The sequence below is a fragment of the uncultured Agrobacterium sp. genome (assembly GCA_913777615.1).
GTDB lineage: Bacteria > Pseudomonadota > Alphaproteobacteria > Rhizobiales > Rhizobiaceae > Agrobacterium.
In genome coordinates this window covers 1-22,837 of record CAJYTK010000002.1, presented here as the reverse complement: position 1 = coordinate 22,837, position 22,837 = coordinate 1, and the positions used below count along the sequence as shown (strand labels likewise).

Below are 22,837 nucleotides of genomic sequence, written 5' to 3'. Positions count from 1 at the left end.
CAGGAGAAGTCCCGCCAGCCTTTTATCGTTCAGCCGATTGACATCAGGCTGGCATTGCCGCCCGCCGCCGTGGTGTTGACGCTGATGGAGACTTCTTCCAGCAACCAGTTGAGATTGTAGGGCTGGCTCACGCCCTGCACCTCATCCATTGATGCCGCCTGAACCAGTACAAGCGGACCTTCCAGCGTGGCAATCCGGCTGTTTACGGCGCGAATTCGATCCGAATCCCCTTCGACAAGGGCGCCTGCGAAGGGACCTGTCCTCTGCCAATCGGCGCTCCAGGACAGCCGGTTCCTGACCGAGACCGGTGCGCCCGCCAGCGCCTCTTCCAGACCGCTATCCTTATCGACGACGATGGTGTTGCCAGTCGCAAGTGCTGCCGCAAGTTGTCGATATAAACCGTGCGTCGAAACAGGTGCGAGCAGAACCTTGCCGCGTGGATGTAGCGCATACACGTTACGCTCGCCAACTGGGCCAGCAAGCTCCGTCTCGAAGCCGAGTGCGGACGATTGGGCAGATGTCCTTGCGACTTCCGCGGCCTGCGTTTCGTTCTTGGTATCCAACCACTGTGCCAGATCGAGGACAGCCTGGTCCTTGTGCTGGGTAGCGCGTTCCACCGCCGGGGCCGCACGTGTGAGCCTACCGAGGTAAAGCGGGCCCCCTGCCTTGGGGCCGGTGCCGGACAGACCGCGGCCGCCGAAAGGTTGAACACCGACGACTGCGCCGATGATATTGCGGTTAACGTACAGGTTGCCTGCCTTCACCCGTGACAAAACATGCGCAATGGTGGCATCAAGACGCGTATGCAGGCCGAAGGTGAGGCCATAGCCAGTCGCGTTGATATCGTCGATCAGCTGATCAAGCTTTTCACGCTTGAAGCGGATGACGTGCAAGACCGGGCCGAAAACTTCGCGCTTCAGATCGGCAAGCGACTTCAACTCGATGATGGTCGGCGGCACGAAAGTGCCATTGCTGTTGTCACCGACGAGCGAAATTTGCTCGATCGTGTTGCCGAGGCTGCGCATGGATTCGATGTGCTTCTCGATATTGTCCTTGGCTTCGGCGCTGATCACCGGACCGACATCGACCGAGAGCTGGTCGGTTCTGCCAATGCGCAACTCATGCAGCGCCCCTTTCAGCATCGTCAGCGTCCGATCCGCTACATCGTCCTGAAGGCATAGAACGCGAAGCGCCGAACAGCGCTGACCGGCACTGTCGAAGGCCGAGGCGATGACGTCAGCCACTACCTGTTCGGCAAGCGCCGAGGAATCGACGATCATGGCGTTCTGGCCGCCGGTTTCGGCAATGAGCGGAATGGTACGGCCTTCGCTTGAGACGCGCTCGGCAAGCTGCTTCTGGATCAGACGAGCCACTTCGGTCGAGCCGGTGAACATGACGCCAGCCGTCTGCGGGGCTGCGACCAGCTGTGCGCCCGTCTGGCCTGCACCCGGCAGGAGCTGCACGGCATCGGCAGGAACGCCGGCTTCATGCAGAAGCCGAACGCCTTCAGCCGCGATCAGCGGGGTCTCTTCCGCGGGTTTTGCCAGAACCGGGTTGCCGGCAACGAGCGCCGCCGCGACCTGGCCGATGAAGATCGCCAGCGGGAAGTTCCAGGGGCTGATGCAGACGATCGGTCCGAGCGGCTGTTGCAGGAGCCCGAATGTGTGGCGCGCTTCCGCCGCGTAATAGCGCAGGAAGTCAATGGCTTCGCGCACTTCCGCAATGGCATTGGGCGCCGATTTCCCCGCCTCGCGCATGATGAGCCCAAGCAATATTGGCATTCGTGCCTGCATGAGGTCAGCCGCTTTTTCCAGGCAATAAGCACGGGTCTCGATGCTGGACTGCGGCCAGGAAGAAGCTGCCGCAACCGCCAGGGCCTTTGAAACATCCTCTTGGGTTGGCTCGATCACGTAGCCCACAATGTCGTCGTGGTCGCCGGGATTGGTGACTGGGCGCGTATTTCCCGAGGCGTCGAGAGCGGCAGCCTTCCACTCCATCGTGACGCTGCTTGAAAACGCCTCACCGAGTTCGCGGAGCGTATTCTCATTGGCAAGATCCAGGCCGCTGGAATTGATGCGCGCGCCATAAAGCGCTTCAGGCTTGGCGATCTTGTCATGCTGTGCGCCTGGAACCGGCATCGCCTTGACGACGGTAACCGGATCTTCCAGGAGCGAATCGACAGGCACGTTCGGGTCGGCGATGCGGTTGACGAAGGAGGAGTTCGCACCATTCTCCAGCAGGCGGCGAACGAGGTAAGCCAGCAGTGTCTCATGCGTGCCGACCGGCGCGTAGAAGCGGCACGGACGGTCGAGATTCTGCTTGCCGACGACTTCGCTGTAAAGTGGTTCGCCCATGCCATGCAGGCACTGGAACTCGTAGTCACCGATTTTGAAGTCAGCACCCGCCAGATGGTAGATCGTGGCCATCGATTGCGCATTGTGGGTGGCAAATTGCGGGAAGATGACGTCACGCGCAGCCAGCAGTTTTCTCGCGCAAGCTATGTAGGAGACATCCGTGTGGACTTTGCGGGTAAAGACCGGAAAGTCTTCCAGGCCATCGAGCTGCGCCCGCTTGATCTCGGCATCCCAATAGGCGCCCTTGACCAATCGCACCATGATGCGGCGATTGGCGCGGCGAGCAAGATCGATGATGTAGTCGAGGACGAAGGGGCAACGGCGGCCATAGGCCTGCACGACGAAGCCGAGGCCCGCCCAGCTTCCAAGATCGGCATCGAGTGCAAGGGATTCCAGCAGATCGAGCGAAATTTCAAGGCGATCGGCCTCTTCGGCATCGATATTCAGACCAATATCATAGCGCTTTGCCAGCAGCATCAGGGCCTTCACGCGTGGTAGAAGTTCCGCCATCACCCGCTCGCCTTGAGAGCGGGAATAGCGCGGGTGGAGGGCAGAAAGCTTGATGGAAATCCCCGGTCCGCCATAGACGCCCCGGCCTGCCGATGCCTTGCCGATGGCGTGGATCGCCTGCTCGTAGTCGCGGTAGTAGCGTTCCGCATCCTTTGCGGTCGTCGCGGCTTCTCCCAGCATATCGTAAGAGTACTGGAAGCCCTTGGCTTCAAGCGGCCGCGAGCGGCTGATGGCTTCCTCGATGGTCTGGCCTGTGACGAATTGCTCGCCCATCATGCGCATTGCCATGTCGACGCCGCGACGGATCACAGGCTCGCCGGCGCGGGAGATGAGCTTCGTCAGCGCGGCGGACAAACCCTTGTCGTTGACGGTCGACGTGAGCTTGCCGGTGATGACCAGACCCCAGGTCGCAGCATTGACGAAGAGGGAGCGCCCGCCGCCCAGATGTGATTTCCAGTCACCAGTTGCGATCTTGTCGCGGATCAGCGCATCGCGCGTTGCGGTGTCGGGAATACGCAAAAGCGCCTCCGCAAGACACATCAGCGCCACGCCTTCCTGGCTCGACAGTGAATATTCCTGCACCAAACCTTCTACACCGGTGCCCTTCGCTTTTGCCCGCAACGCTTCAATCAGTCTACGAGCCGTTGCGCGAATTGTTTCCGCGTCTCTGTCGCTGACCGTCGCCGCCTCCAGCAGCGGTGCCATGCATTCCGGTTCGGGACGGCGGTAGGCAGCCGTGATTGCTTGCCTCAGCGCATTATGCTCGCGGATCCCCGGTGCAAACCGGTCAAAAATCCCGCGTGGCGATGCTTCGCTCAGTGAAACGGTAGATGCAGTTCCTGCCATCTGATTGTCCCTCGATTGGACTCGTAAAAGAGATGTGGCTGCCTTCAAGCCTTCTCTATGCCTGCCCGCAGAATATCACCGGCGACAAAATTGATATGGTCTTATTTTCGAGATAAGAAAGGAAATATGATCTTATGTTTTTCATTAATTCGGGAAAAATGAATGGTTAGAATGCCAGAAACAGGTGATTTGGATCACTTCGATGTGAAGATCATCGAGGCATTGAGCGAGGAAGGTCGACTGTCCGTTCTGGAATTGTCGCGTCGCGTGGGGCTTTCGAAAACGCCCTGTCAAACAAGGCTGAAGCGTCTCGTTGATGAAGGCTATATTTTGGGGTTCCGAGCGTCGCTCAACCCGGCAAAGCTGGGACTCGACCACATCGCGTTCACGGAGGTCAAGCTCTCGGATACGCGAGAGAAGGCATTGGACGAGTTCAATGCGGCCGTGCGCAAAATAAAGGAAGTCGAGGAGTGTCACATGATTGCCGGTGCGTTCGACTATCTGCTCAAGGTTCGAACGACCGATATCCGCAAGTACCGGAGGGTTCTGGGCGAGAAGATCTCAAGCCTGCCCTGTGTCGCCAACACCTCGACATTCGTGGTGATGGAATCGGTCAAGGATACGGGCATGTAGTGGATGCCGCCAGGAGCGGCACCCATGATTCAAACGCCGATTAACGCATGGATACAGCAGCGGTGACCGCTGTCGTCTGAGCGTCTGGGCCAAACTCGTTTTCGCTTTCGATCCCAAGCAGTTCCTGAAGACGCATACGCGCACGGCTGACACGGCTTTTGATTGTTCCGACAGGGCAACCGCAAATCTCCGCAGCTTCCTCGTAGGCAAAGCCGGAGGCTCCGATCAGGAGAATGGCTTCACGCTGGTCATCTGGCAGTTTCTCGAGTGCCTGGCGAAAATCATGCAGATCGACCGATCCGTGCTGTTCGGGCGGCACGGAGAGGCGCGAAGTGTAGGCGCCATCGGTGTCTTGCACTTCTCGACCGGACTTGCGGATCTGGCTGTAAAACTCGTTGCGTAGGATCGTGACGAGCCAGGCGCGCATGTTGGTTCCGGGCTGATAGCTTTCCTGCTTTGCCCAGGCCTTCATGATCGTGTCCTGGACGAGATCGTCAGCGCGATCGCGCGAACGTATCAAAGAAATTGCAAAGGCGCGAAGGTTTGGCAAAGCCGCCAGCATCTCGCGCTTGAAGTTGTGGCCGTTCGTTTCCGCGTCTTTGGTCATCATTCACCCGACGCTTTCGATTTGCGCTCAGCCTCGTCAAGCTTTTCCAGGAGATCGAGAAACTTGTCCGGGATGCCTTCTTCTTGAACGGCGTCGTAAAGCTCTCTCAGTTTCCGTGTAATGACCGCTCGTCCGGAATCGGGCACGGTTGGCCCCGCTCCGTTATCAGACGAATCCTGATCCGATTGAAACATACTCATGAGTTCGGGTATTCCTTATGTGATGCATTACAAATGCGCCTGCAAAAAAAACGTTCCAAGGGCATGGAACTTTTTTTGCAGTCATGCATTTGTTTCTCAGGTTTGCGCTGCAGGCCGCATGAACAGGGGAGTATTACATGTCCGTTTCTACACGCATCGCACCGCATCTGCCTTATCTTCGCAGGTTCGCGCGTGCTGTTTGCGGCTCTCAGTCCACGGGCGATGCCTACGTGGCGGCTAGCCTCGAGGCTCTGATCGCTGATGTCAGCATCTTCCCGAAGACGAGCAGCGATCGCGTTTCACTTTATCAATTGTTCGTATCCATCTTTAGTTCCGTGGCGATCAACATCAAAACGGACGAAAATCTGACCGGATGGGAGAAGCGGGCTTCTGCCAATCTTTCAGCAGTTCCTGCCATGCCAAGAAAAGCCTTCCTGTTGACCACGGTTGAAGAGTTCTCTCCGGCCGAAGCAGCCGAAGTCCTTCAGGTTCCGGAAAGCGAAATTGGCAAGCTCATCGACGAGGCCGCCTCGGAGATCGCGCGCCAGGTCGCGACCGATATCATGATCATCGAGGACGAACCGCTGATCGCGATGGATATCGAGCAGATGGTCACAGATCTTGGCCACAACGTTACCGGTATTGCCCGTACCCACAAGGAAGCACTTGAGCTTTTCCATCGCACCCACCCCAAGATGATCCTTGCCGATATTCAATTGGCCGATGGCAGCTCCGGTCTCGACGCCATGAACGACATTCTTCAAATGACGACGCTGCCGGTGATCTTCATCACCGCTTTCCCTGAGCGTCTGCTGACGGGAGAGCGTCCAGAACCAACCTTCCTCGTGACCAAGCCATTCAATCCGGATATGGTCAAAGCGTTGATCAGTCAGGCCCTATTCTTCAACGAAAGTTCACGTGTTGCCGCGTAATCCATGCTGAAAGTGGTCATAGCCCGCAACTCTTGTGTTCGCCGGGCGTTTGACGCACGAATGGTCGGCGTGAGCGCGTATGCGCTCGACGTCGTTTCCCGCTAGGAGATCAAATTGCATCGGCTCGCGTGGCACAATAGAGACCGGAACGAAGGTGAATTGCACGATTCGCTGGTGTTGGCTTTGCTCGACTCCGGCGAGACTGTGATGCTGCAGGACCGTGATCGCGACTATATCTTTATCGCCAACCTGCCGGATGTCTGGAACCTTCCGAACGAGAATGACGAAGGTCCGACCGACAGCAATATTTTCGGCAAGGAACTGGCGCAGCGCTTGTCGGAGTTGAAGAAAGATCTGAATGCGGCGGGTACCCGCGGCACGCTCGAAGTCATGGCTGGAAAAGACAGGATCTTCCAGTTTCATGTGTATTCCACCGTCAATATGGCGGGTCAGCGGGTATTGAAGACCACGATCCGTGAAGTGACCGTCGAGCGTCGTCGGGAACAGTTACTGCGGTCTCTCCTGCGTGAAGTCAGCCACCGATCCAAAAATCTGCTGGCGATCATTCAAAGCCTATCCGCCCAGACTGCGCGTTTCAGCTTCACCAAAGAAGATTTCCTAAGGAAATTTAGAGGACGGCTGCACGCACTTGCCCAGTCTCAAGATCTGATTACCGATTCGGATTGGCGAGGCGCGGAAATTTTTGATTTGCTGAAGCAACAGTCGGATCTCTATCTTCCAGAATATCCTCACCTTGTTCAGGTCAAGGGCGAGAATCTTCTACTGAACCCCAATGGCGCACTTTATGTCGGCCTTGCGTTTCACGAACTCGTCGTCAACACCGTAAGCCACAGCCCCAATCTCGCGCTTCATCTGCCCATCACGCTGGAATGCCGGCGTGATGATGATGTATTCGAGGTGCGTTGGAGCGAACCGCTAACTCGGACGGATATTCCAGTCTCCGAGGAAGCCGATCGTCGAAGCAATTTCGGTAGTGTCGTTCTCGAAAAAGTCGTGCCTGCAGCACTTGCAGGGGAAGCGCACTATAACGTGTCGGTGGACGAAGTTGGATACCTCCTACGGTTTCCTGCGCCTGCGGCTTCGTAAAGCGTCTAACTTCCAGGTGGACAGGTTCTGCTTCGAGCAGCGTCTCCGAGGCCCGACACCCTCGAGCGCTGGTCGAATTCGAAGGATGCCATTTCAACTGAGTATGATTGCGATTGAAAAATCTAGTCGTTGAAGACGTCCAGAGAATCTCAACGTTCCGACAGAGGATGAGATCGCGGTAAAACGGTGAAGTTTCGTTGCTGGCGCTAGAAAAGAAAAGCACGGCTCTAGGGGAAGAGCCGTGCTATTCAGGTGCAGGTTTTCAGGGGCAAAACCTGCGATGCCAAGCCTCTAGGCGGGGACGGGGGAATGGCTTGGCTCGGTTGAAAAACGTTGCTGACGGTTCTTTGTTCCACTTTTTTTTAAGGCCGATTTTCGACCCTGCCGCGCTTCATTTGAACAGGCGTTTGACAGGCGCCGTCATCGTCCAGCTAAAGCCGCTTGGTGCATAATCAACTGACACGATGCCAGAAAATGCGCTTTCCGCGTGGCGTTGTATGATGGTTGTGCCGAATCCACGTCTCGAAGGCGGACTTGCTGCTGGTCCACCGGTTTCGATCCATTCCATTCTGACCTTAGCATCGTCGGATGGGTCTTTAGACCATTGTAGACGAACCCGACCTTCCGGCACCGAGAGCGCACCATATTTTATGGAGTTGGTGCTGAGCTCATGAAAGACCAGGCCTAGATTTTGTGCGGCCTCCGGAGAAAGAAGGAAGTCCTCGCCAGAAAGCTCAACCTGTTGGGCCGTCTTGCCGAAAACGTCGAGATGGCCCTTAATCAGCCGATGGATTGGCAAGCCTTCCCACTGGACCTCGGCAAGGGCAGAAATGGACATGGCCAGGCCGCGAAGCCTGTGATCGACTTCCTTCTGCAGTTCCGCAACCGTCGTGTTTTCCCGCGCCAGTTGGCGCATCATCGCTTGAACGAGGGTCAGCATGTTTTTCGACCGGTGAACCAGTTCATGTAGAATGAGCTGGTTGCGATCCTCGGCTTGACTGCGATCGAAGGAGGCATTCGAAAGCGCGATTCCAACCTGGTTGAGTTCCACGACGTTGGTTTCTACGCGAGATACGATCTCCCCGGCGCCTATCCGTTCGGCAACCGTCACGAGTTGATCGACCGATCTACGCAGTTGCCTGCCGACGAGATAGGTGCCAAGTACCGCAACCAAAACGATTGCCAAGCTGCCGATCAACATTTGTCGCCATGTGCTGCGCAAGGCAGAATCACTTCGGTCGATCGCTCCCGACACGATGGCTTTCCATGGCCAGCCGGGAAGCTGTGCATAGGCATAAATGTTGTTGTGCGCGTCTGTGAAACTTCCGCTGAAAGCCGCTATGTTTGAGGTCAACTCTGCCGGTTCGTAGGCTGCGCCGGACCCGGTTTTCTGCAAATTGCTGGAGATCACGACCCGCCCATCATTGTCCAGAACGGCGGCAGACCATCCGTTAGGTATCGCATCCGTAGAAATGAGGTTCGACAGATCCCGTGCCGATTGGGTGACCATCAACACATCGCCAGCGGCGGAAAGTTGCCGAGGCAAGGGAAGCGTAACGGTAAAGACCCATTCCTTTCTGTTCTCTGCATAAAAGATGTTGGAAAGCGTCACGCGCTTGGCATCGATTGCGGCTTGGACACCGGCTGCTTCAGGAACTTTGCCGAGTGGTTGCCCATAGGGCAGGCGGGTATTGACCTTCTCCATCCCATCGCGTGTCGCAACGACGACGTAGATTTCTCTCTTTCGTAGGCTCTCGCTGACGCGTTGGTGGAAGCTGGCGAGATCGCCATTTTCCAATTCTGGAAATTGCGCCAGAAGATTAAGTGTCGTGCTCATTTCCTGCAGACGCCGCTCAACGTTGCGGCTGATGGCACGGGCGTCATCGACAGCCTCGCGCTGCAAATCCTCACGCTCATCCGCCTCCAGGCGCAGCATGAGGTAGCCAGCAAACACGATCAGCGGAAGTGTCACCAGCGTCGTCATGATGACGATGTAGGTGCCTATCGATGCAGTGGGAGACAGTCTGGCAAGGAATGCTCTGAACCTTGAAATCGTAACGCCCCTAGAAGTGCATGCTTGCTGAAATTTTGCCGATAATACGCCTCTATTTTTGGCACACAATGCTGTTTGCGATCCTGTGTGCCGCTATCTGCCGCATATTTTTTGATTTTCACCCTTTGTTGATCGGGCAGAAATCTCGGAACAATCTTCGCTGTCCTGCCGTTTGCCAGACGAACAGGTTGACCAAACAGACAGATAGACTGTCACCAACCGGTTTTAGAGACGATGAAAGGAAGGTACGATATGAAGAAGACTCTGACCCTGATCGCGACGGCCGCCCTTATGGGTTCTACAGCGTTCGCACCGCTAGCCATCGCCCAAGACGCAAATCCGCCAGCAGCCGGTACGACAGCTCCTGCGAGCCCGAATGCAACACCTGCCATGCCAGCAACCCCTGGCGCGACGACAGCTGACTCAGGCGCTGCATCCGGCTCCTATCTGACCGAACAGGCTGCCAATCAGATCAGCGCAAATGATTACATTGGCAACTCCGTCTATACCTCCGCAGACGAGAGCATTGGTAACGTCACCAACCTCATCCTGGAAGAAAACGGCGGCATCGTCGCAGCTGTAGTTGGCGTCGGCGGCTTCCTTGGAATCGGCGCGAAAGACGTCGCGGTGCCAATGGACAAGATTACTGTCACTCGCGACACCAACAATGGCACCGTTCGTCTGACGACCACGGAGACTGCGGAATCGCTGAAGTCTGCGCCGGAGTTCATGACCTTGAAGGACAAGAACGCTAACGCGAGCACCGCTACACCGGCTGCTACAGATACCACGCAGACAGGCGCGACCAAACCCTGATCCTTTACGGGAGAGGAGAGAGTTGGAGCATGACGCTTCATCTCGGAACACCGGCCTAACGGCCGGTGTTTTTACGTTTAAGGCACTTCCCGCTGAAGCGGAACTGATGACGCGCCAAGAAGATATTGAGACATAAAGATGCAGGGCATTCCCGGTGATTGCGCAATCGCCGGGAATGCCTGAAACTTACAGTTCGGCGTTGTGCGTAGAATGCCAGCGCCACGCGGAAGAAATAATATCTTTGAGCGAATACTTCGGCTCCCAGCCGAGTACGTCCCTAGCCTTGTCGTTATTGGCAACGAGCGTAGTGGAATCGCCTTCCCGCCTGTCAGCAAAATCGACTGGGAAAGGTCGGCCCGACACTTCGGAGATCGCATTCAGCAACTCCTTCACTGTCGTTCCAGTACCGGTGCCGAGATTGAGCTCCACGGTGTCACCGCCTGCCAGCAAGTAATCCACGGCACGGACATGGGCATCGGCAAGATCCAGGATATGTATGTAGTCGCGTACACAAGTGCCGTCGCGCGTGTCGTAATCTGTGCCGAACACCTTAAAGCCTTGTCGACGGCCAAGTGCCGCCTCAATGGCCAAAGGTATCGCATGAGTTTCCGGCTTGTGCCACTCACCGATACGCCCTTCGAAATCCGCGCCCGCCGCATTGAAATAGCGAAGCATGACCGACTTCAACTCGTTGTAGGTGCTGAAATCTTTCAACGCCTGTTCTACGATCCACTTCGTCCTGCCGTATGGATTGATCGGTGCTTGACGGTGGCTTTCATCAAGTGGCACGCGTTCTGGCAGTCCATAGGTTGCGCAGGTCGATGAAAAGACGAAGGCCTTTACTCCAGCCTCCATCGTGGCGGACAAAAGTGTAAGAGCGCCCACCACGTTGTTGTCGTAGAATGCCACGGGATTCTTGACGGATTCTCCGACCTCTATCAGAGCGGCAAAATGAAGAACGGCCACGGGCTTATGCCTGGCGAAGACCTCATCCAGTCGTACTCGGTCGCGAATATCGCCCTGTTCGAAAGGCCCCCAGCGGACGAACTCTTCATGACCGTTGGAAAGATTATCGAAGACAACGGGTTCATAACCCCTTTCCGCAAGGAGAAGGCAGGTGTGGGACCCGATATAACCAGCCCCACCGACAACAAGAACTTTCTGGCGCATCCAAGATCCTTCCGTAAAACGACGGTTGGAAACTGCCTATCATTTTGTCGACAGAAGGGCAGGGGGTAGCCTAGAAATAAATGCAAGAAGCACATGCCACCTTCAAGTGCCATGTGCTCGGTTTAGATGAAGCGTCGAAATCTTCACTTTTTGCGGACAGTAACCCGCGTAGTGATGAAGCCAAGCGCCATCGCGATCAAAAGAGCAGTGTAGGGGCGCTTGCCCAACGCGCCGGCCGCCACTGCTTCCACTGCGAGAGGAGCGGCAACAAGCGGTGACGCCACGGGTGTGCGGTAGGCACGAGGTCTGCGCGATACTGCCAGCGCAACAAGCATGATCACCCCTAGAAGAAAGGCAATCCCCGCGATAACAAGTGCCGCTGGTCCTGCTCCGATTTCCTTCGCGAGATAGATCGATCCGCCGATACCGCCAGCGATAACCGCGATCAGAAAAAAGAAGGCGGCAAGAACCCTAAGCACGATTGCGCTTTTGATGCGCCGCGTCACGAAGGTGCCTTCACGCTGTGTATCGCCTAGATAGAGCAAAAATGCTTGAAGCATGTCTGCGCCTTATTTACGCGTGACGAGTGCGAGAAGGAAGCCGGTCGCAACGGCGATGCCGAGAGACTGGAGGGGGTTCCGCTGAACCTGGTAGACTAGATTGTCATTGAGGGTCTGGATTTCGTCTCTAACCGCGTGAACCGTCTGCTCGGACTTCGCCATGGCGTCGTCTGCAACGCGCGATGCCTGCGCCTTGACCTCATGGGAAACGCCGACGCCAAGTGCCTTGACGCTTCTTGCGAGGTTGGACAGGTCATCGCGCAGCTGGGAGAGCTGTGCAGAGACGTCCTCAGCCTCAGCGCTGTTGAGGGTTTCGCGTACCTTGTCTTCAACGTTGCGAACGCTTGCCATGTTCAATCCTTTTCTGAAGTGTCAAATTTCGCCTGACTTCCAAACGTGGCGCTTGGACTTTTGTTCCCGCTGTCTGCGAAATCCGTTCTGTGAATCTTCGCAATTGTTACCGACAGGTTTGTTTTCCTGTCACAAGCATCATATAAGGCCGGAAAAATGATCTCATGATCTCTATCAATTGGACGATGCGACTGGCCGATGCTGCAGACACCTTACTACCTGATCGACAAGACCAAGCTTCTTCGCAACATGGAGAAGATCGCCTATGTGCGCGAAAAATCCGGCGCCAAGGCGCTTCTTGCACTCAAGTGTTTCGCGACATGGTCGGTCTTCGATTTCATGGCGCAGTACATGGACGGCACGACGTCATCATCGCTTTACGAAGTGCGTCTGGGACATGAGAAATTCGGCGGCGAGACCCACGCTTATTCGGTCGCCTACGCCGATTACGAGATCGACGAGGTCGTCTCTCACGCCGACAAGATCATCTTCAATTCCATAGGGCAACTGGAACGCTTTGCCGACAAGGCGTCCGGTATCGTTCGTGGTCTGCGCCTCAATCCGCAAGTGAGTTCTTCCACCTTCGATCTGGCAGACCCCGCGCGCCCGTTTAGCCGTTTGGGCGAATGGGATGTAGCTAAGGTCGAGAAGGTCATGGACCGCATCTCCGGCTTCATGATCCACAACAACTGTGAAAACAACGATTTCGGTCTTTTCGATAAGATGCTTGGCCAGATCGAGGAGAAGTTCGGTTCACTTTTGTCGCGCGCAGAATGGGTCAGCCTTGGTGGCGGCATTCACTTCACCGGCGAGAACTACCCACTCGACCAGTTCTGTGAACGCCTGAAGCAGTTCTCCGAAAAATACGACGTGCAAGTCTATCTTGAACCGGGCGAAGCCTCGATCACCAAGAGCACGACGCTGGAAGTGTCGGTTCTGGATACGCTCTACAATGGCAAGAACCTGGCTATTGTCGACAGCTCTATCGAAGCCCATATGCTGGATCTCCTGATCTATCGCGAAAACGCGAAGGTTGCGCCCAACGAGGGCGAGCATTCCTATATGGTATGCGGCAAATCCTGCCTCGCAGGCGATGTCTTCGGCGAGTTCAAGTTTGCAAACGAACTCAAGGTCGGTGATCGCGTCTCCTTTCAGGATGCGGCGGGATACACCATGGTCAAGAAGAACTGGTTCAACGGCGTAAAGATGCCGGCGATCGCCATCAAGGGACTGGACGGCAGCATTCGCACCGTCCGCGAATTCGACTTTGTCGACTATCAGCAAAGTCTGTCGTAACAGCGCGCTCTGAGAGGCGCATGTAGCACCGTTACTCAACAAGCCATCCCTGCGGGGAAAAGGAGGCATCACCTGAAATGAAGAAGAACGTTCTCATCATCGGCGCCGGTGGCGTAGCACAGGTCGTGGCGCATAAGTGCGCCCAGAATAGCGATGTATTGGGAGACATTCATATTGCGTCACGCACTGTCGATAAGTGCCGCAAGATTGTCGAATCCGTACGTGAAAAGAAGAGCCTCAAGACCGAGGTAAAACTTGAAGCCCATGCGCTGGACGCGATGGATATTGAGGCCACGAAGGCCTTGATAGAAAAGACCGGTGTCCAGATCGTCATCAACGTCGGTTCGGCATTCGTCAACATGTCCGTTCTTCAGGCCTGCATGGATACAGGCGTTGCCTATATGGATACCGCGATCCACGAGGATCCGACAAAGATCTGCGAGACGCCACCGTGGTACGGAAACTACGAATGGAAGCGCGCCGCGGAATGCAAGAAAAAGGGCGTCACTGCCATTCTGGGCGTGGGCTTCGATCCAGGCGTCGTCAACGCCTATGCGCGCCTGGCCAAGGATGAGTATTTCGACAAAGTGACGTCGGTCGATATTGTCGATATCAATGCCGGAAGCCACGGTCGTTGGTTCTCCACCAACTTCGATCCGGAAATCAATTTCCGCGAATTCACCGGCGTCGTTTACTCCTGGCAGAATGGCCAGTGGCAGACAAACCAGATGTTTGAAGTCGGCCATGAATTCGATCTGCCCGTTGTCGGTAAGCAAAAAGCTTACATGACCGGTCACGATGAAGTGCATTCGCTCTCCAAGAACATGGACGGCGCGGACGTTCGTTTCTGGATGGGCTTTGGCGACCATTACATCAACGTCTTCACCGTCTTGAAAAACCTCGGCCTTCTCTCCGAAAAGCCGGTCAAGACTGCCGAAGGTTTGGAAGTAGTGCCGCTGAAGGTCGTCAAGGCCGTGCTGCCCGATCCGTCTTCACTGGCTCCAGATTATGTCGGCAAGACCTGCATCGGAGATATCGTCAAGGGAACGAAGGACGGCAAAGAGCGGGAAGTCTTTATCTATAACGTGGCCGATCATAAGGACGCTTACGAGGAAGTCGGCTCACAGGGTATTTCCTATACGGCAGGCGTTCCCCCCGTTGCGGCCGCGATGCTGATCGCGTCTGGCGAGTGGGATGTGAAACAGATGGCAAATGTCGAGGAGCTGCCACCGCAGCCATTCCTAAATATCCTCAACAAGATCGGTCTTCCAAGCCGTATCAAGGACGAGAACGGCGATCGCGCTCTGACCTTCTGAGCTTTCTCGCGATCTAAACGACAAAGTCCCGCTTCGCGCGGGACTTTTTTTATGCGGGGTTGGCTCCTGGAGCGGTTACTTGGCCGCTGCTTTTTTTTTCGTGCGCATTTTAGTCTTGGCATTTTCCTCGGCCAAAGACGAAACTTTGATCTCACCTTTTTTACGATGCGCCGGCTTGGTTGCCTTGGTGTTCTGCAGCAGCGTAAACTCTTTTGTTGCCTGGTCCCAATGCTCGGCGTCCCGTCCATTGGGACGGCCCTCGCTTTCCCAAAGTGTGTAGGCCCGCTTGCTGATCCACTCTTGTTCTGAAACCTGCATGTCTATCTCCTGGAATAACGCCTTCACCCATAAGGGCAGTCTGCACGGTCCGGCGGCAATGCTGGACAGGATAAGCCGCGGTCTTTTATGACGGTAGTAGATGCCACGATTCGGCAACCGGTCAAGTCAATTTGCTGCGACGCAATAAAACATATGTTCGACTTATCTAATTTAGCTCGAAGCACGCCAAGATGCCCTGTTCACCTCCCTTCGCCAAATGTTGCGTGATAGATTGGTTACGTCCAAACTCTCGAAAAACCGTTTGGGAGGTGACCTTTGGAAAATAATTCTGGCGACACCAATGTGCTTACTCATGTGGATGGGCGCGCCGGGTTCATCAGACTCAACAGACCCAAGGCACTCAACAGCCTGACGGGAGGCATGGTCCGCGCCATAACTAACGCCCTGACAGCATTCGCCGAAAACGATGCGGTCAAATGCGTCATTCTTTCGGGCGAAGGGGAGCGCGGGCTTTGTGCCGGCGGTGATGTCAGGCAGATCTACGATGCCCGTCATGCGTCGGAGACGGATCGCACCCGGTTTTGGCGTGACGAATTTCCGATGAATTATCTGATCTCCCAATATCCCAAACCCTTCGTCGCTTTCATGGATGGGATCGTGATGGGCGGGGGTGTCGGTATTTCCGCCCATGGAAGCCACCGCATCGTGACCGAACGCACCCGCCTTGCGATGCCGGAGACCGCCATCGGTTATTTTCCAGATGTCGGCGCCACATGGCTATTGCCAAAAGCGCCTGGGGAAACGGGAATATGGCTGGGTCTGACGGGAAGTGAGATTGGTGCTGCGGATGCAATCTATGCCGGTCTTGCGGACTACCATGTCGGTTCGCAACGGTTGCCCGAATTGACGAAGGCACTCACTGCCGTGTGCGACGAAAGCGATCTGGAGGCGGCAATCCTGCGATTTGCTACCAAACCGGTAAGAGGTATTCTCCCGGACAAGCGTTCGGTTATGGACGCTGCCTTTTCGCGTGGTACGATCGAAGACATCGTTGCCAGCCTAGAGACGATGAACGATCGTTTTGGCGAGGAAACCATGGCGGTGATGAAGACACGATCTCCTACCAGCCTGAAGCTGACACTGAAATTGCTAAGGCTGGGACGCGATAGCGCTGGGTTGATCGAATGTCTTGAGCGGGAATTTGTCGCTGGATGCCACGTCCTGCGTGGACATGACTTCTACGAGGGAGTGAGGTCGGTGCTGGTCGATAAGGATCGCTGTCCGAAATGGAGCCCGGCTTCGCTTGAAGCGATATCCAATATCGATGTTGATCGCTATCTGGTGCCCACAGGTCAACCGCTACTTTTCCCTTCGCATTGGCTTTGACGCGAGGCTGAAAAATTTACATCAAAATGAAGCTTTGATGAGTTGAACATTCTCCGGATGGTGTAGGTCGCAGTTCGTCGTTTCTCGCCGATCTGCCCGCCCTTCTCTATCTTCCGCCCTTACGACATAAACGGGGGCTTACATGAACCGGATTGCGCTTATCGGTGCCGCACTTGTTGCGCTGATTTCTACCAACGTCTACGCCGAAGAGCCGAAGACACTTCTTAACGCGTCCTACGATGTGGCGCGTGAGCTGTTCGCGGCTGAAAATACCGCTTTCATCAAGATCCATCCTGGCGTGACAATCGATCAATCCCATGCAGGCACCTCCAAGCAGGCGCGAGCGATCGTCGAGGGACTCGCGGCGGACGTCGTAACCTTCAATCAGGTGACGGACATCGACTTCCTGGTGAAGCAGGGCTTCGTTTCCGCCGATTGGAAGAAGGATTTCCCGAACGACGCGTCACCCTTCTACTCTTTCCCATCGTTTTTGGTGCGCAAGGGCAATCCGAAGAATATCAAGGATTGGGACGATCTGGTGCGTGATGACGTGAAAATCGTTTTCCCGAACCCGAAGACCTCCGGTAACGCTCGCTACACCTATCTGGCAGCCGTTGCCTTCGCCAATGAGAAGTTCAATGGCGATCAGGCAAAGGTTGACGAGTTCATCAAGAAGATTTTTGCCAACGTGCCGGTCTTCGACACCGGAGGCCGGGCCGCAACGACGACCTTCGTCGAGCGCGAAATCGGCGACGTGCTGATTACGTTCGAAGCCGAAACGCGCGGCATCGCCAAGCAGTATGGCACTGACAAGTTTGAAGGTGTTGTTCCGTCTGTCAGTCTCTTATCCGAATTCCCGGTCGCCATCGTTGACAAGGTGGTCGATAAGCGTGGATCGCGCGAACTGGCGAAAAACTATCTCGATTTTCTGTATAGCGAGGAAGGTCAGAGAATTGCTGCCGAGTTCGGTCATCGCGTTCATGATGAAAAGGTGGCGGGTGAGTTCAAAGATCAGTTTCCAAGCATTCGCCTTGTTAATGTGAACGATGTTTTTGGCGGCTGGGACAAGATCCAGAAAGAGCACTTCGGGTCCGGCGGCAAACTCGATACGCTTTACGGCAATCGCTAACCGTTCTAAGGCACGATTGATATCGACCCGGCGGGACACTCGCCGGGTCGTTTTTGATCTTGAGCATCTTAATGTTTCGCCGAGAAATACGACCTTCGCAGATGCAAAGGGGGAAGATTTGAAACGCAATGTTTTGCCGGGGCTAAAATTGTCTCTTGGCGTCACGCTGCTTTATGTTGGAATCATCGTCGTTCTTCCTCTGGCAGCACTGGTCTTCAAGGCGGCGAGCCTCGGACCGGCGGAGTACTGGAGCATCATATCGTCTCCTCGCGCCGTTGCGAGCTATCGCGTCACTGTGCTTTGCGCACTCGCCGCGACGATCTTCAACGTCATCTTCGGCCTCGCTCTCGCATGGGTGCTGACGCGCTATCGTTTTCCAGGCTGGCGTCTGGTCGATGCCATAGTCGATCTGCCCTTCGCATTGCCGACGGCCGTTGCGGGGATTGCGCTGACAGCGCTGTTTGCCGGAAACGGATGGTTTGGCTCTGCACTTGCGCAAATAGGAGTGAAGGTCGCCTATACGCCGCTCGGCATCATCGTCGCCATGGCCTTTACCAGTCTTCCCTTCATCGTTCGCACGGTTCAGCCCGTGCTTGAAGATCTTGACCCTGCGCTGGAGGAGGCCGCCCAGTCGCTAGGCGGGTCCGACCTGGCGATTTTCCGCAAGATCATCTTGCCACTTTTGACGCCTGCGCTTCTAGCCGGACTGTCGCTCTCCTTTGCCCGCAGCCTGGGCGAATTCGGCGCCATCATCTTCATTGCCGGCAATCAGCCGTTTTCTACCGAAATTACTTCGCTGCTGATTTTCATCCGACTGGAGGAATATGATTATCAGGCGGCAGCGGCTATCGCATCCGTTCTCCTGATCACCGCCTTCATCATGCTGGCGCTCACCAATTATCTTCAGTCGCGCGCACTTCGCTATACGGTGAGGAGCTAGAAAATGAGCACTATCGCCTCCCGTCGTAAGCCGCCACGCGTGGGCGACACTCCCTGGGTGCGCCGCAGTCTGATTGGCTTTGTCCTGATAACGGGTGCTTTTCTCGTCGTCGCTCCGTTGCTCGTGATCGCTTTTGAAGCTTTCTCGCAGGGGCTGAAAGCCTATGGCGCGACCATCAATCATCCCGACACGCGACACGCAATTATGCTGACGGTGATCACCGCGCTCATCGCAGTGCCGGTCAATACGCTGTTCGGAGTTGCCGCCGCCTGGTCGATTACCAAGTTCGACTTCTGGGGCAAGCGCTTTCTGCTGGTCGTCGTGGAGATCCCATTCTCCATTTCGCCGATCGTGGCCGGTGTCGCCTATCTTTTTGTTTATGGCTTGCAGGGGCTTTTCGGTCCGTTGCTGGACGCCTACGAAATCAAAATTCTCTTTGCTTTACCGGGCATCGTCATTGCATCGATGTTCGTCACCGCTCCTTTTGTCGCACGCGAACTCATTCCGCTGATGCAGGCGCAGGGGCGCGATCTGGAGGAGGCCGCGACCTCGCTTGGCGCATCCGGCTGGCGCACTTTCTTTTCCGTCACGCTGCCCAACATCAAATGGGCGCTCCTCTACGGCGTGGTGCTGTGCAATGCTCGTGTGATGGGAGAGTTTGGCGCGGTTTCCATCGTGTCCGGCAATATTCGCGGACAGACAAATACGCTGCCTTTGCATATCGAGCTTCTCTATCATGACTATCAGGCCGCCGGCGCCTTTGCCTCGGCCTCTATTCTGGCGGCGCTCGCCGTTGTCACTATCATCGCCAAAGTCGCATTGGAGCGGCGTGGCGCAGGTCGCGGCCGAAAAAAGGTGAGTGTTGCCAGTGCAGCCGCCACGGAGACGAATTCATGAAGATCCGCCTGCAAAATGTCGTCAAAACCTTCGACACGTTTCGCGCTGTGCGCGATGTTTCGCTTAATATTGAAAGCGGAGAACTTCTGGCGCTTCTTGGCCCCTCGGGCTCCGGCAAAACGACCATCCTGCGCATGGTTGCGGGGCTGGAATATAGCGATGGCGGGCAGATCTATTTCGGCGATACGGATGCAACCGACATTCCGGTCCGCGATCGCGGTGTTGGTTTTGTTTTCCAGCATTATGCACTTTTCCCGCATATGACGCTGAATGAGAACATCGCTTTCGGAATGAAGGTTTCCAAGGTCAAACGCAGCCGCGCTGAAATCGAGGCGCGTGTACTGGAATTGCTCCGGCTGGTCAGGCTCGAGGGGCTAGGTGACAGGTTCCCCGCGCAGATTTCCGGTGGTCAAAGGCAACGGGTTGCCTTGGCACGCGCGCTTTCAGTCGATCCCAAAGTACTGCTCCTCGATGAGCCTTTCGGTGCGCTCGATGCCAATGTCCGTCGCGATCTTCGTCGGTGGCTTCGCGAAATCCATGATGAACTCGGCATCACAACTATTTTCGTCACTCACGATCAGGAGGAAGCGCTCGATCTCGCGGATCGCGTGGTCATTCTCAACCATGGTGAAATCGTACAGCAAGGTACGCCGAAAGAGGTCTGCCGCCAGCCAAATACCGCCTTCGTCATGACCTTTCTCGGTGATACGAACAAGGTTTCGGGCGTGGCGAAGAACGGTAAGGTTTATGTTGGGAACACCGAGGTTCAGTTTGCCTATGGGCAGTCTGATGGCGCAGTTGAGATTTACGCCCGTCCCGCTGATCTTGAGTGGGAAGATTTGCACGACGGCATCCCCGCGCAGGTAATGCGTGTTCTGGACAGGGCAGGCGAGCGCCGTGTCATTGCCACCACGCGACAGGGCGATCTTCTGGAGTTCGACGTGCCGCCGGAATCCTCGGTTGAGGCCGGAGATCAAGGTCACGTTGTCATTCGGCGCGCCAAGATTTTTCCCGCAAGCGAGCGCGCTTCACGCTGAGCAAGCGCTGGTTCTATATAAGCAGTCTTGATTATCGATCTTCTTATCTGCTGGCGACCTGTTCGCCCTTGCCGTCGATATTCAACAGCGTGTCGATGCGACGGCGCTCGTCTGAGAATCGCGCCAGAGCCTGGCCGGACAATGACTTTCCGCCTGGAAGGCGCACTTTCATCGCGTCGACCTTCGTTCCGTTTACGATCAGCTCGTAATGAAGGTGCGCGCCGGTGGAAAGACCCGTCGAACCGACGTAACCGATCACCTGGCCCTGGGTAACACGCGCACCTTCTGCAACGCCCTTCGCAATAGCGCTTTGGTGATTGTAGGAGGATACGTAGCCATTGGCATGGCGGATCAGGGTCTGATTACCGTAGCCCGAAGCCCATCCAGCCTTCTCCACGACGCCGTTGCCCGTTGCAATGATCGGTGTGCCTCGCGGTGCTGCCCAGTCCGTTCCGGTATGCATGCGGCTGAAGCGCAAAACGGGGTGGCGGCGCATGCCGAAACCGGAGGTCATGCGTCCGTTCGGAACAGGGTTACGCAACAGAAACTGACGGATACTTTTGCCTTCGCCGTCAAAGTAATCGACGCTGCCATCCTCTGGATTTTGAAAGCGATAGAAGCGCGTCTGGTTGTCGCCGAACTTTGCATTGACGTAAAGCAATTCAGACTGTGCGGTAGCCTTGCCGTCTGGACCTTCAACCGAGAAGAAGGCCTCAAGAGAGTCCGTCGGCTTCAACTGCGCTTGGAAATCGACGCTGCTGGCCAGGAGTTTGATCAGCTGCGACACCATGGTCTGATTCATGCCGTAGGCCAACGCGGCGCGATAGACACCATCATAGACCCGGGGCAGGTCGCGATTTGCGGTCATCGGTGCGTTGCCGCTATCAAAGGCAGTCGCGACGGCATCAAGCTTGGGCGGCTCGCTCGCCTGGACGAATGTCTTTCTGTCGTTGGCAGCCACCGTCACGACATGGCGGTTCTTGCGATAAAGGCTGGCACGAACGATGTCGCTTTTCTCGTCATCTTGCAAAATGCCTATGCGCAGGACGTCTCCGGCCTCGAGATCGGCTGTTCCATTGGCAGATGCCAGAACAGAAGCGGTCTGCTTCGCCTGCTCTTTAGAGTAGCCAGCACCGAAAAGAGCAGCTTCCATCGTCTGATTTTGCCGTACAGGAATAACGTCATCGGCATATTCAGGCAGTTTGACCGTTGGCGCCTGCGGGGTGGAAACGGACATGTTCTGCTCAACGACACGGGCTGAGAGACCGGCAGTGATATCCACATCCTCATCGGCTTCGAAACGGCGCGGATCGATATAGTAGAGAGCGGCCAGCTGTTCATTACCGTCGGTCAGGATAGAGCCGTTGGAGCGGACGGCCTCTTCCACCTCATCGAAGCTCATAGCGCCAGCATAAGCGTATGGGCTGTTTTTGGTCGGGAACTGAATGGACTTCAAACTGACTTCGGACTCCACTTCGGAGCCGTAGATCGTGCCGGTCCTGCTCGCGCCCGCTGCCTCCGGTTCGTCCTCTGTCGCAAAGATGTTGAGCGGATCGAATGCAGGATAGTCGTCCTGCGTATTGTAGTTGGCCGCGAGTGAAATCTTCACGTGGGCAAATGGAACTTTGCGCACCACTTCCTTGTCACCATCATGGATAACGGTGGAGACTTCCATGACGGAACGATCGGAAGGACGCGCCGCAATATTTGGAGCGACAAGCCGGGTGCCACGGCGCACCGTTTCTGACAGAGAGTGTTCCATATCGCCGCGTGCAAAGGCTTCGGCTGGAATGGCAAGCTGCTGCCGTCCGTCTAGGGCTGCAAAAAGAGCAACGCCCATCAATATGGAAGAGGTAATGCCCGTCAGGAACGTACCGCTCAGCCAGCGGATGGAGATCTCGCGCCGGTCGGGTGCTCGCCGGCCTTCCGCCAGAATAGGCGGTTCGGTCCCGAGCGTGCGGATCAGTTCTCGATCCGCCGTCATACCTGTCGCGACCGTTTCTGCATTTGATCTCCAGAAGTCATGTGACGAAGATGTGCAACTTTCGGACAGAGGAGTCAAACATATGCGCGGCCGCAGGCTGCGCCTTCCCCAATCCGATGTAACTCTTCGTTAAGAACTGCAGATAGGAGCAACTCGCGGCAAAAACGTGGCGTAAGGGATGCCAGCCGGACTTCTCACTGTTTTTGGTGGAATATCGCGGGAAACGTCACGTCATTGATATGTTTCTGATACCTGTCTGACAGGTTCTACAAAACTATCGTTTAAAACCAATATGTTACGAGGAAATTGGAAATTGTTGAAAAACGTCTGTTGACTTGTTTGGGGGTGTTCTCTTATAAGTCCGCTCACTGACGAGGGCGGCGGCGCTGCTGGCGACGAAGTCCTTTGTTCTAGAGAAAATCGGAAAAGATGAG

The 22,837-nt window shown here is 55.8% G+C and carries 20 protein-coding genes; 11 read left to right on the top strand and 9 right to left on the bottom strand.

Annotated features, from left to right (window positions below):
- Positions 1-29: 29 nt before the first annotated feature.
- Positions 30-3,710, bottom strand: coding sequence for a trifunctional transcriptional regulator/proline dehydrogenase/L-glutamate gamma-semialdehyde dehydrogenase (gene putA, locus QZ862_RS01200; protein WP_296096949.1), 3,681 nt, complete (start codon positions 3,708-3,710; stop codon positions 30-32).
- Between the two features lie 171 nt (positions 3,711-3,881).
- Here putA and QZ862_RS01195 point away from each other — a divergent pair, with 171 nt between their 5' ends.
- On the top strand, positions 3,882-4,343 hold the full coding sequence (locus tag QZ862_RS01195) for an Lrp/AsnC ligand binding domain-containing protein (RefSeq protein ID WP_296035800.1): 462 nt from the start codon (positions 3,882-3,884) through the stop codon (positions 4,341-4,343).
- Between the two features lie 40 nt (positions 4,344-4,383).
- On the opposite strand, the gene QZ862_RS01190 is transcribed toward QZ862_RS01195, so the two are convergent.
- A complete protein-coding gene (locus tag QZ862_RS01190) occupies positions 4,384-4,953 on the bottom strand; it encodes a sigma-70 family RNA polymerase sigma factor (protein ID WP_296017811.1) in 570 nt (189 codons plus the stop codon).
- The gene (locus QZ862_RS01185; RefSeq protein ID WP_296017809.1) at positions 4,950-5,150 is read right to left on the bottom strand and encodes a NepR family anti-sigma factor; all 201 of its coding nucleotides are present in this window, start codon (positions 5,148-5,150) and stop codon (positions 4,950-4,952) included. Before QZ862_RS01185 ends, QZ862_RS01190 begins: the two co-directional genes overlap by 4 nt.
- Positions 5,151-5,287: 137 nt before the next feature.
- On the opposite strand from QZ862_RS01185, the gene QZ862_RS01180 reads away from it, so the two are divergent.
- Positions 5,288-6,082 (top strand): response regulator, encoded by a 795-nt coding sequence (locus QZ862_RS01180; RefSeq protein ID WP_296096947.1) that lies wholly within the window; start codon positions 5,288-5,290, stop codon positions 6,080-6,082.
- 114 nt (positions 6,083-6,196) lie between these two features.
- A complete protein-coding gene (locus QZ862_RS01175; protein WP_296096944.1) occupies positions 6,197-7,189 on the top strand; it encodes a sensor histidine kinase in 993 nt (330 codons plus the stop codon).
- A gap of 391 nt (positions 7,190-7,580) precedes the next feature.
- Here the strand turns inward: QZ862_RS01175 and QZ862_RS01170 are convergent, their stop codons facing one another.
- Entirely contained in the window at positions 7,581-9,173 is a 1,593-nt protein-coding gene (locus tag QZ862_RS01170) for a sensor histidine kinase (RefSeq protein ID WP_296017804.1), read from the bottom strand.
- Between the two features lie 321 nt (positions 9,174-9,494).
- Between QZ862_RS01170 and QZ862_RS01165 the strand changes: the two genes are divergently transcribed.
- Positions 9,495-10,058, top strand: coding sequence for a PRC-barrel domain-containing protein (locus QZ862_RS01165; RefSeq protein WP_296017802.1), 564 nt, complete (start codon positions 9,495-9,497; stop codon positions 10,056-10,058).
- 186 nt (positions 10,059-10,244) lie between these two features.
- On the opposite strand, the gene galE is transcribed toward QZ862_RS01165, so the two are convergent.
- The 3 genes from galE to QZ862_RS01150 all read right to left on the bottom strand — a co-directional run bounded on the left by galE (position 10,245) and on the right by QZ862_RS01150 (position 12,139).
- Positions 10,245-11,228: a UDP-glucose 4-epimerase GalE gene (gene galE, locus QZ862_RS01160; RefSeq protein WP_296096942.1), complete on the bottom strand. Its 984-nt coding sequence runs from the start codon at positions 11,226-11,228 to the stop codon at positions 10,245-10,247.
- A gap of 143 nt (positions 11,229-11,371) precedes the next feature.
- A complete protein-coding gene (locus QZ862_RS01155) occupies positions 11,372-11,788 on the bottom strand; it encodes a hypothetical protein (RefSeq protein ID WP_296017796.1) in 417 nt (138 codons plus the stop codon).
- A gap of 9 nt (positions 11,789-11,797) precedes the next feature.
- The gene (locus QZ862_RS01150; protein ID WP_296017792.1) at positions 11,798-12,139 is read right to left on the bottom strand and encodes a DUF883 domain-containing protein; all 342 of its coding nucleotides are present in this window, start codon (positions 12,137-12,139) and stop codon (positions 11,798-11,800) included.
- Between the two features lie 198 nt (positions 12,140-12,337).
- Between QZ862_RS01150 and nspC the strand changes: the two genes are divergently transcribed.
- A complete protein-coding gene (nspC, locus tag QZ862_RS01145; protein ID WP_296096937.1) occupies positions 12,338-13,435 on the top strand; it encodes a carboxynorspermidine decarboxylase in 1,098 nt (365 codons plus the stop codon).
- 77 nt (positions 13,436-13,512) lie between these two features.
- Positions 13,513-14,751, top strand: a complete 1,239-nt coding sequence (locus QZ862_RS01140) for a saccharopine dehydrogenase family protein (protein WP_296096935.1) — start codon at positions 13,513-13,515, stop codon at positions 14,749-14,751.
- Between the two features lie 75 nt (positions 14,752-14,826).
- Here QZ862_RS01140 and QZ862_RS01135 read toward each other — a convergent pair whose 3' ends face one another.
- Complete coding sequence (locus QZ862_RS01135; protein WP_296096932.1) at positions 14,827-15,069, bottom strand: DUF2934 domain-containing protein; 243 nt, start codon at positions 15,067-15,069, stop codon at positions 14,827-14,829.
- Positions 15,070-15,345: 276 nt separating this feature from the next.
- Here QZ862_RS01135 and QZ862_RS01130 point away from each other — a divergent pair, with 276 nt between their 5' ends.
- The 5 genes from QZ862_RS01130 (at position 15,346) to QZ862_RS01110 (ending at position 20,419) form a co-directional block, all read left to right on the top strand.
- Positions 15,346-16,416, top strand: coding sequence for an enoyl-CoA hydratase/isomerase family protein (locus tag QZ862_RS01130; protein ID WP_296096929.1), 1,071 nt, complete (start codon positions 15,346-15,348; stop codon positions 16,414-16,416).
- Positions 16,417-16,558: 142 nt separating this feature from the next.
- A complete protein-coding gene (cysP, locus tag QZ862_RS01125) occupies positions 16,559-17,545 on the top strand; it encodes a thiosulfate ABC transporter substrate-binding protein CysP (protein ID WP_296083542.1) in 987 nt (328 codons plus the stop codon).
- A gap of 118 nt (positions 17,546-17,663) precedes the next feature.
- Positions 17,664-18,485 carry a sulfate ABC transporter permease subunit CysT gene (gene cysT / locus QZ862_RS01120; RefSeq protein WP_296017779.1) on the top strand — a complete coding sequence of 274 codons (822 nt, stop codon included), beginning with the start codon at positions 17,664-17,666 and terminating at the stop codon, positions 18,483-18,485.
- Between the two features lie 3 nt (positions 18,486-18,488).
- Positions 18,489-19,382 carry a sulfate ABC transporter permease subunit CysW gene (gene cysW, locus QZ862_RS01115; protein WP_296096926.1) on the top strand — a complete coding sequence of 298 codons (894 nt, stop codon included), beginning with the start codon at positions 18,489-18,491 and terminating at the stop codon, positions 19,380-19,382.
- Positions 19,379-20,419: a sulfate/molybdate ABC transporter ATP-binding protein gene (locus QZ862_RS01110; protein ID WP_296096923.1), complete on the top strand. Its 1,041-nt coding sequence runs from the start codon at positions 19,379-19,381 to the stop codon at positions 20,417-20,419. The genes cysW and QZ862_RS01110 overlap by 4 nt, the downstream gene beginning before the upstream one ends.
- Before the next feature lie 43 nt (positions 20,420-20,462).
- Here the strand turns inward: QZ862_RS01110 and QZ862_RS01105 are convergent, their stop codons facing one another.
- Entirely contained in the window at positions 20,463-22,403 is a 1,941-nt protein-coding gene (locus QZ862_RS01105; RefSeq protein WP_296096922.1) for a M23 family metallopeptidase, read from the bottom strand.
- Between the last annotated feature and the right edge of the window lie 434 nt (positions 22,404-22,837).

Excerpts from the sequence above, each read along its gene's own strand:
- putA (WP_296096949.1), bottom strand. The coding sequence starts at position 3,710 with ATGGCAGGAACTGCATCTACCGTTTCACTGAGCGAAGCATCGCCACGC.
- QZ862_RS01195 (WP_296035800.1), top strand. The coding sequence starts at position 3,882 with ATGCCAGAAACAGGTGATTTGGATCACTTCGATGTGAAGATCATCGAG.
- QZ862_RS01190 (WP_296017811.1), bottom strand. The coding sequence starts at position 4,953 with ATGATGACCAAAGACGCGGAAACGAACGGCCACAACTTCAAGCGCGAG.
- QZ862_RS01185 (WP_296017809.1), bottom strand. The coding sequence starts at position 5,150 with ATGAGTATGTTTCAATCGGATCAGGATTCGTCTGATAACGGAGCGGGG.
- QZ862_RS01180 (WP_296096947.1), top strand. The coding sequence starts at position 5,288 with ATGTCCGTTTCTACACGCATCGCACCGCATCTGCCTTATCTTCGCAGG.
- QZ862_RS01170 (WP_296017804.1), bottom strand. The coding sequence starts at position 9,173 with ATGACGACGCTGGTGACACTTCCGCTGATCGTGTTTGCTGGCTACCTC.
- QZ862_RS01165 (WP_296017802.1), top strand. The coding sequence starts at position 9,495 with ATGAAGAAGACTCTGACCCTGATCGCGACGGCCGCCCTTATGGGTTCT.
- galE (WP_296096942.1), bottom strand. The coding sequence starts at position 11,228 with ATGCGCCAGAAAGTTCTTGTTGTCGGTGGGGCTGGTTATATCGGGTCC.
- QZ862_RS01155 (WP_296017796.1), bottom strand. The coding sequence starts at position 11,788 with ATGCTTCAAGCATTTTTGCTCTATCTAGGCGATACACAGCGTGAAGGC.
- QZ862_RS01150 (WP_296017792.1), bottom strand. The coding sequence starts at position 12,139 with ATGGCAAGCGTTCGCAACGTTGAAGACAAGGTACGCGAAACCCTCAAC.
- nspC (WP_296096937.1), top strand. The coding sequence starts at position 12,338 with ATGCTGCAGACACCTTACTACCTGATCGACAAGACCAAGCTTCTTCGC.
- QZ862_RS01140 (WP_296096935.1), top strand. The coding sequence starts at position 13,513 with ATGAAGAAGAACGTTCTCATCATCGGCGCCGGTGGCGTAGCACAGGTC.
- QZ862_RS01135 (WP_296096932.1), bottom strand. The coding sequence starts at position 15,069 with ATGCAGGTTTCAGAACAAGAGTGGATCAGCAAGCGGGCCTACACACTT.
- cysP (WP_296083542.1), top strand. The coding sequence starts at position 16,559 with ATGAACCGGATTGCGCTTATCGGTGCCGCACTTGTTGCGCTGATTTCT.
- cysW (WP_296096926.1), top strand. The coding sequence starts at position 18,489 with ATGAGCACTATCGCCTCCCGTCGTAAGCCGCCACGCGTGGGCGACACT.
- QZ862_RS01110 (WP_296096923.1), top strand. The coding sequence starts at position 19,379 with ATGAAGATCCGCCTGCAAAATGTCGTCAAAACCTTCGACACGTTTCGC.
- QZ862_RS01105 (WP_296096922.1), bottom strand. The coding sequence starts at position 22,403 with ATGACGGCGGATCGAGAACTGATCCGCACGCTCGGGACCGAACCGCCT.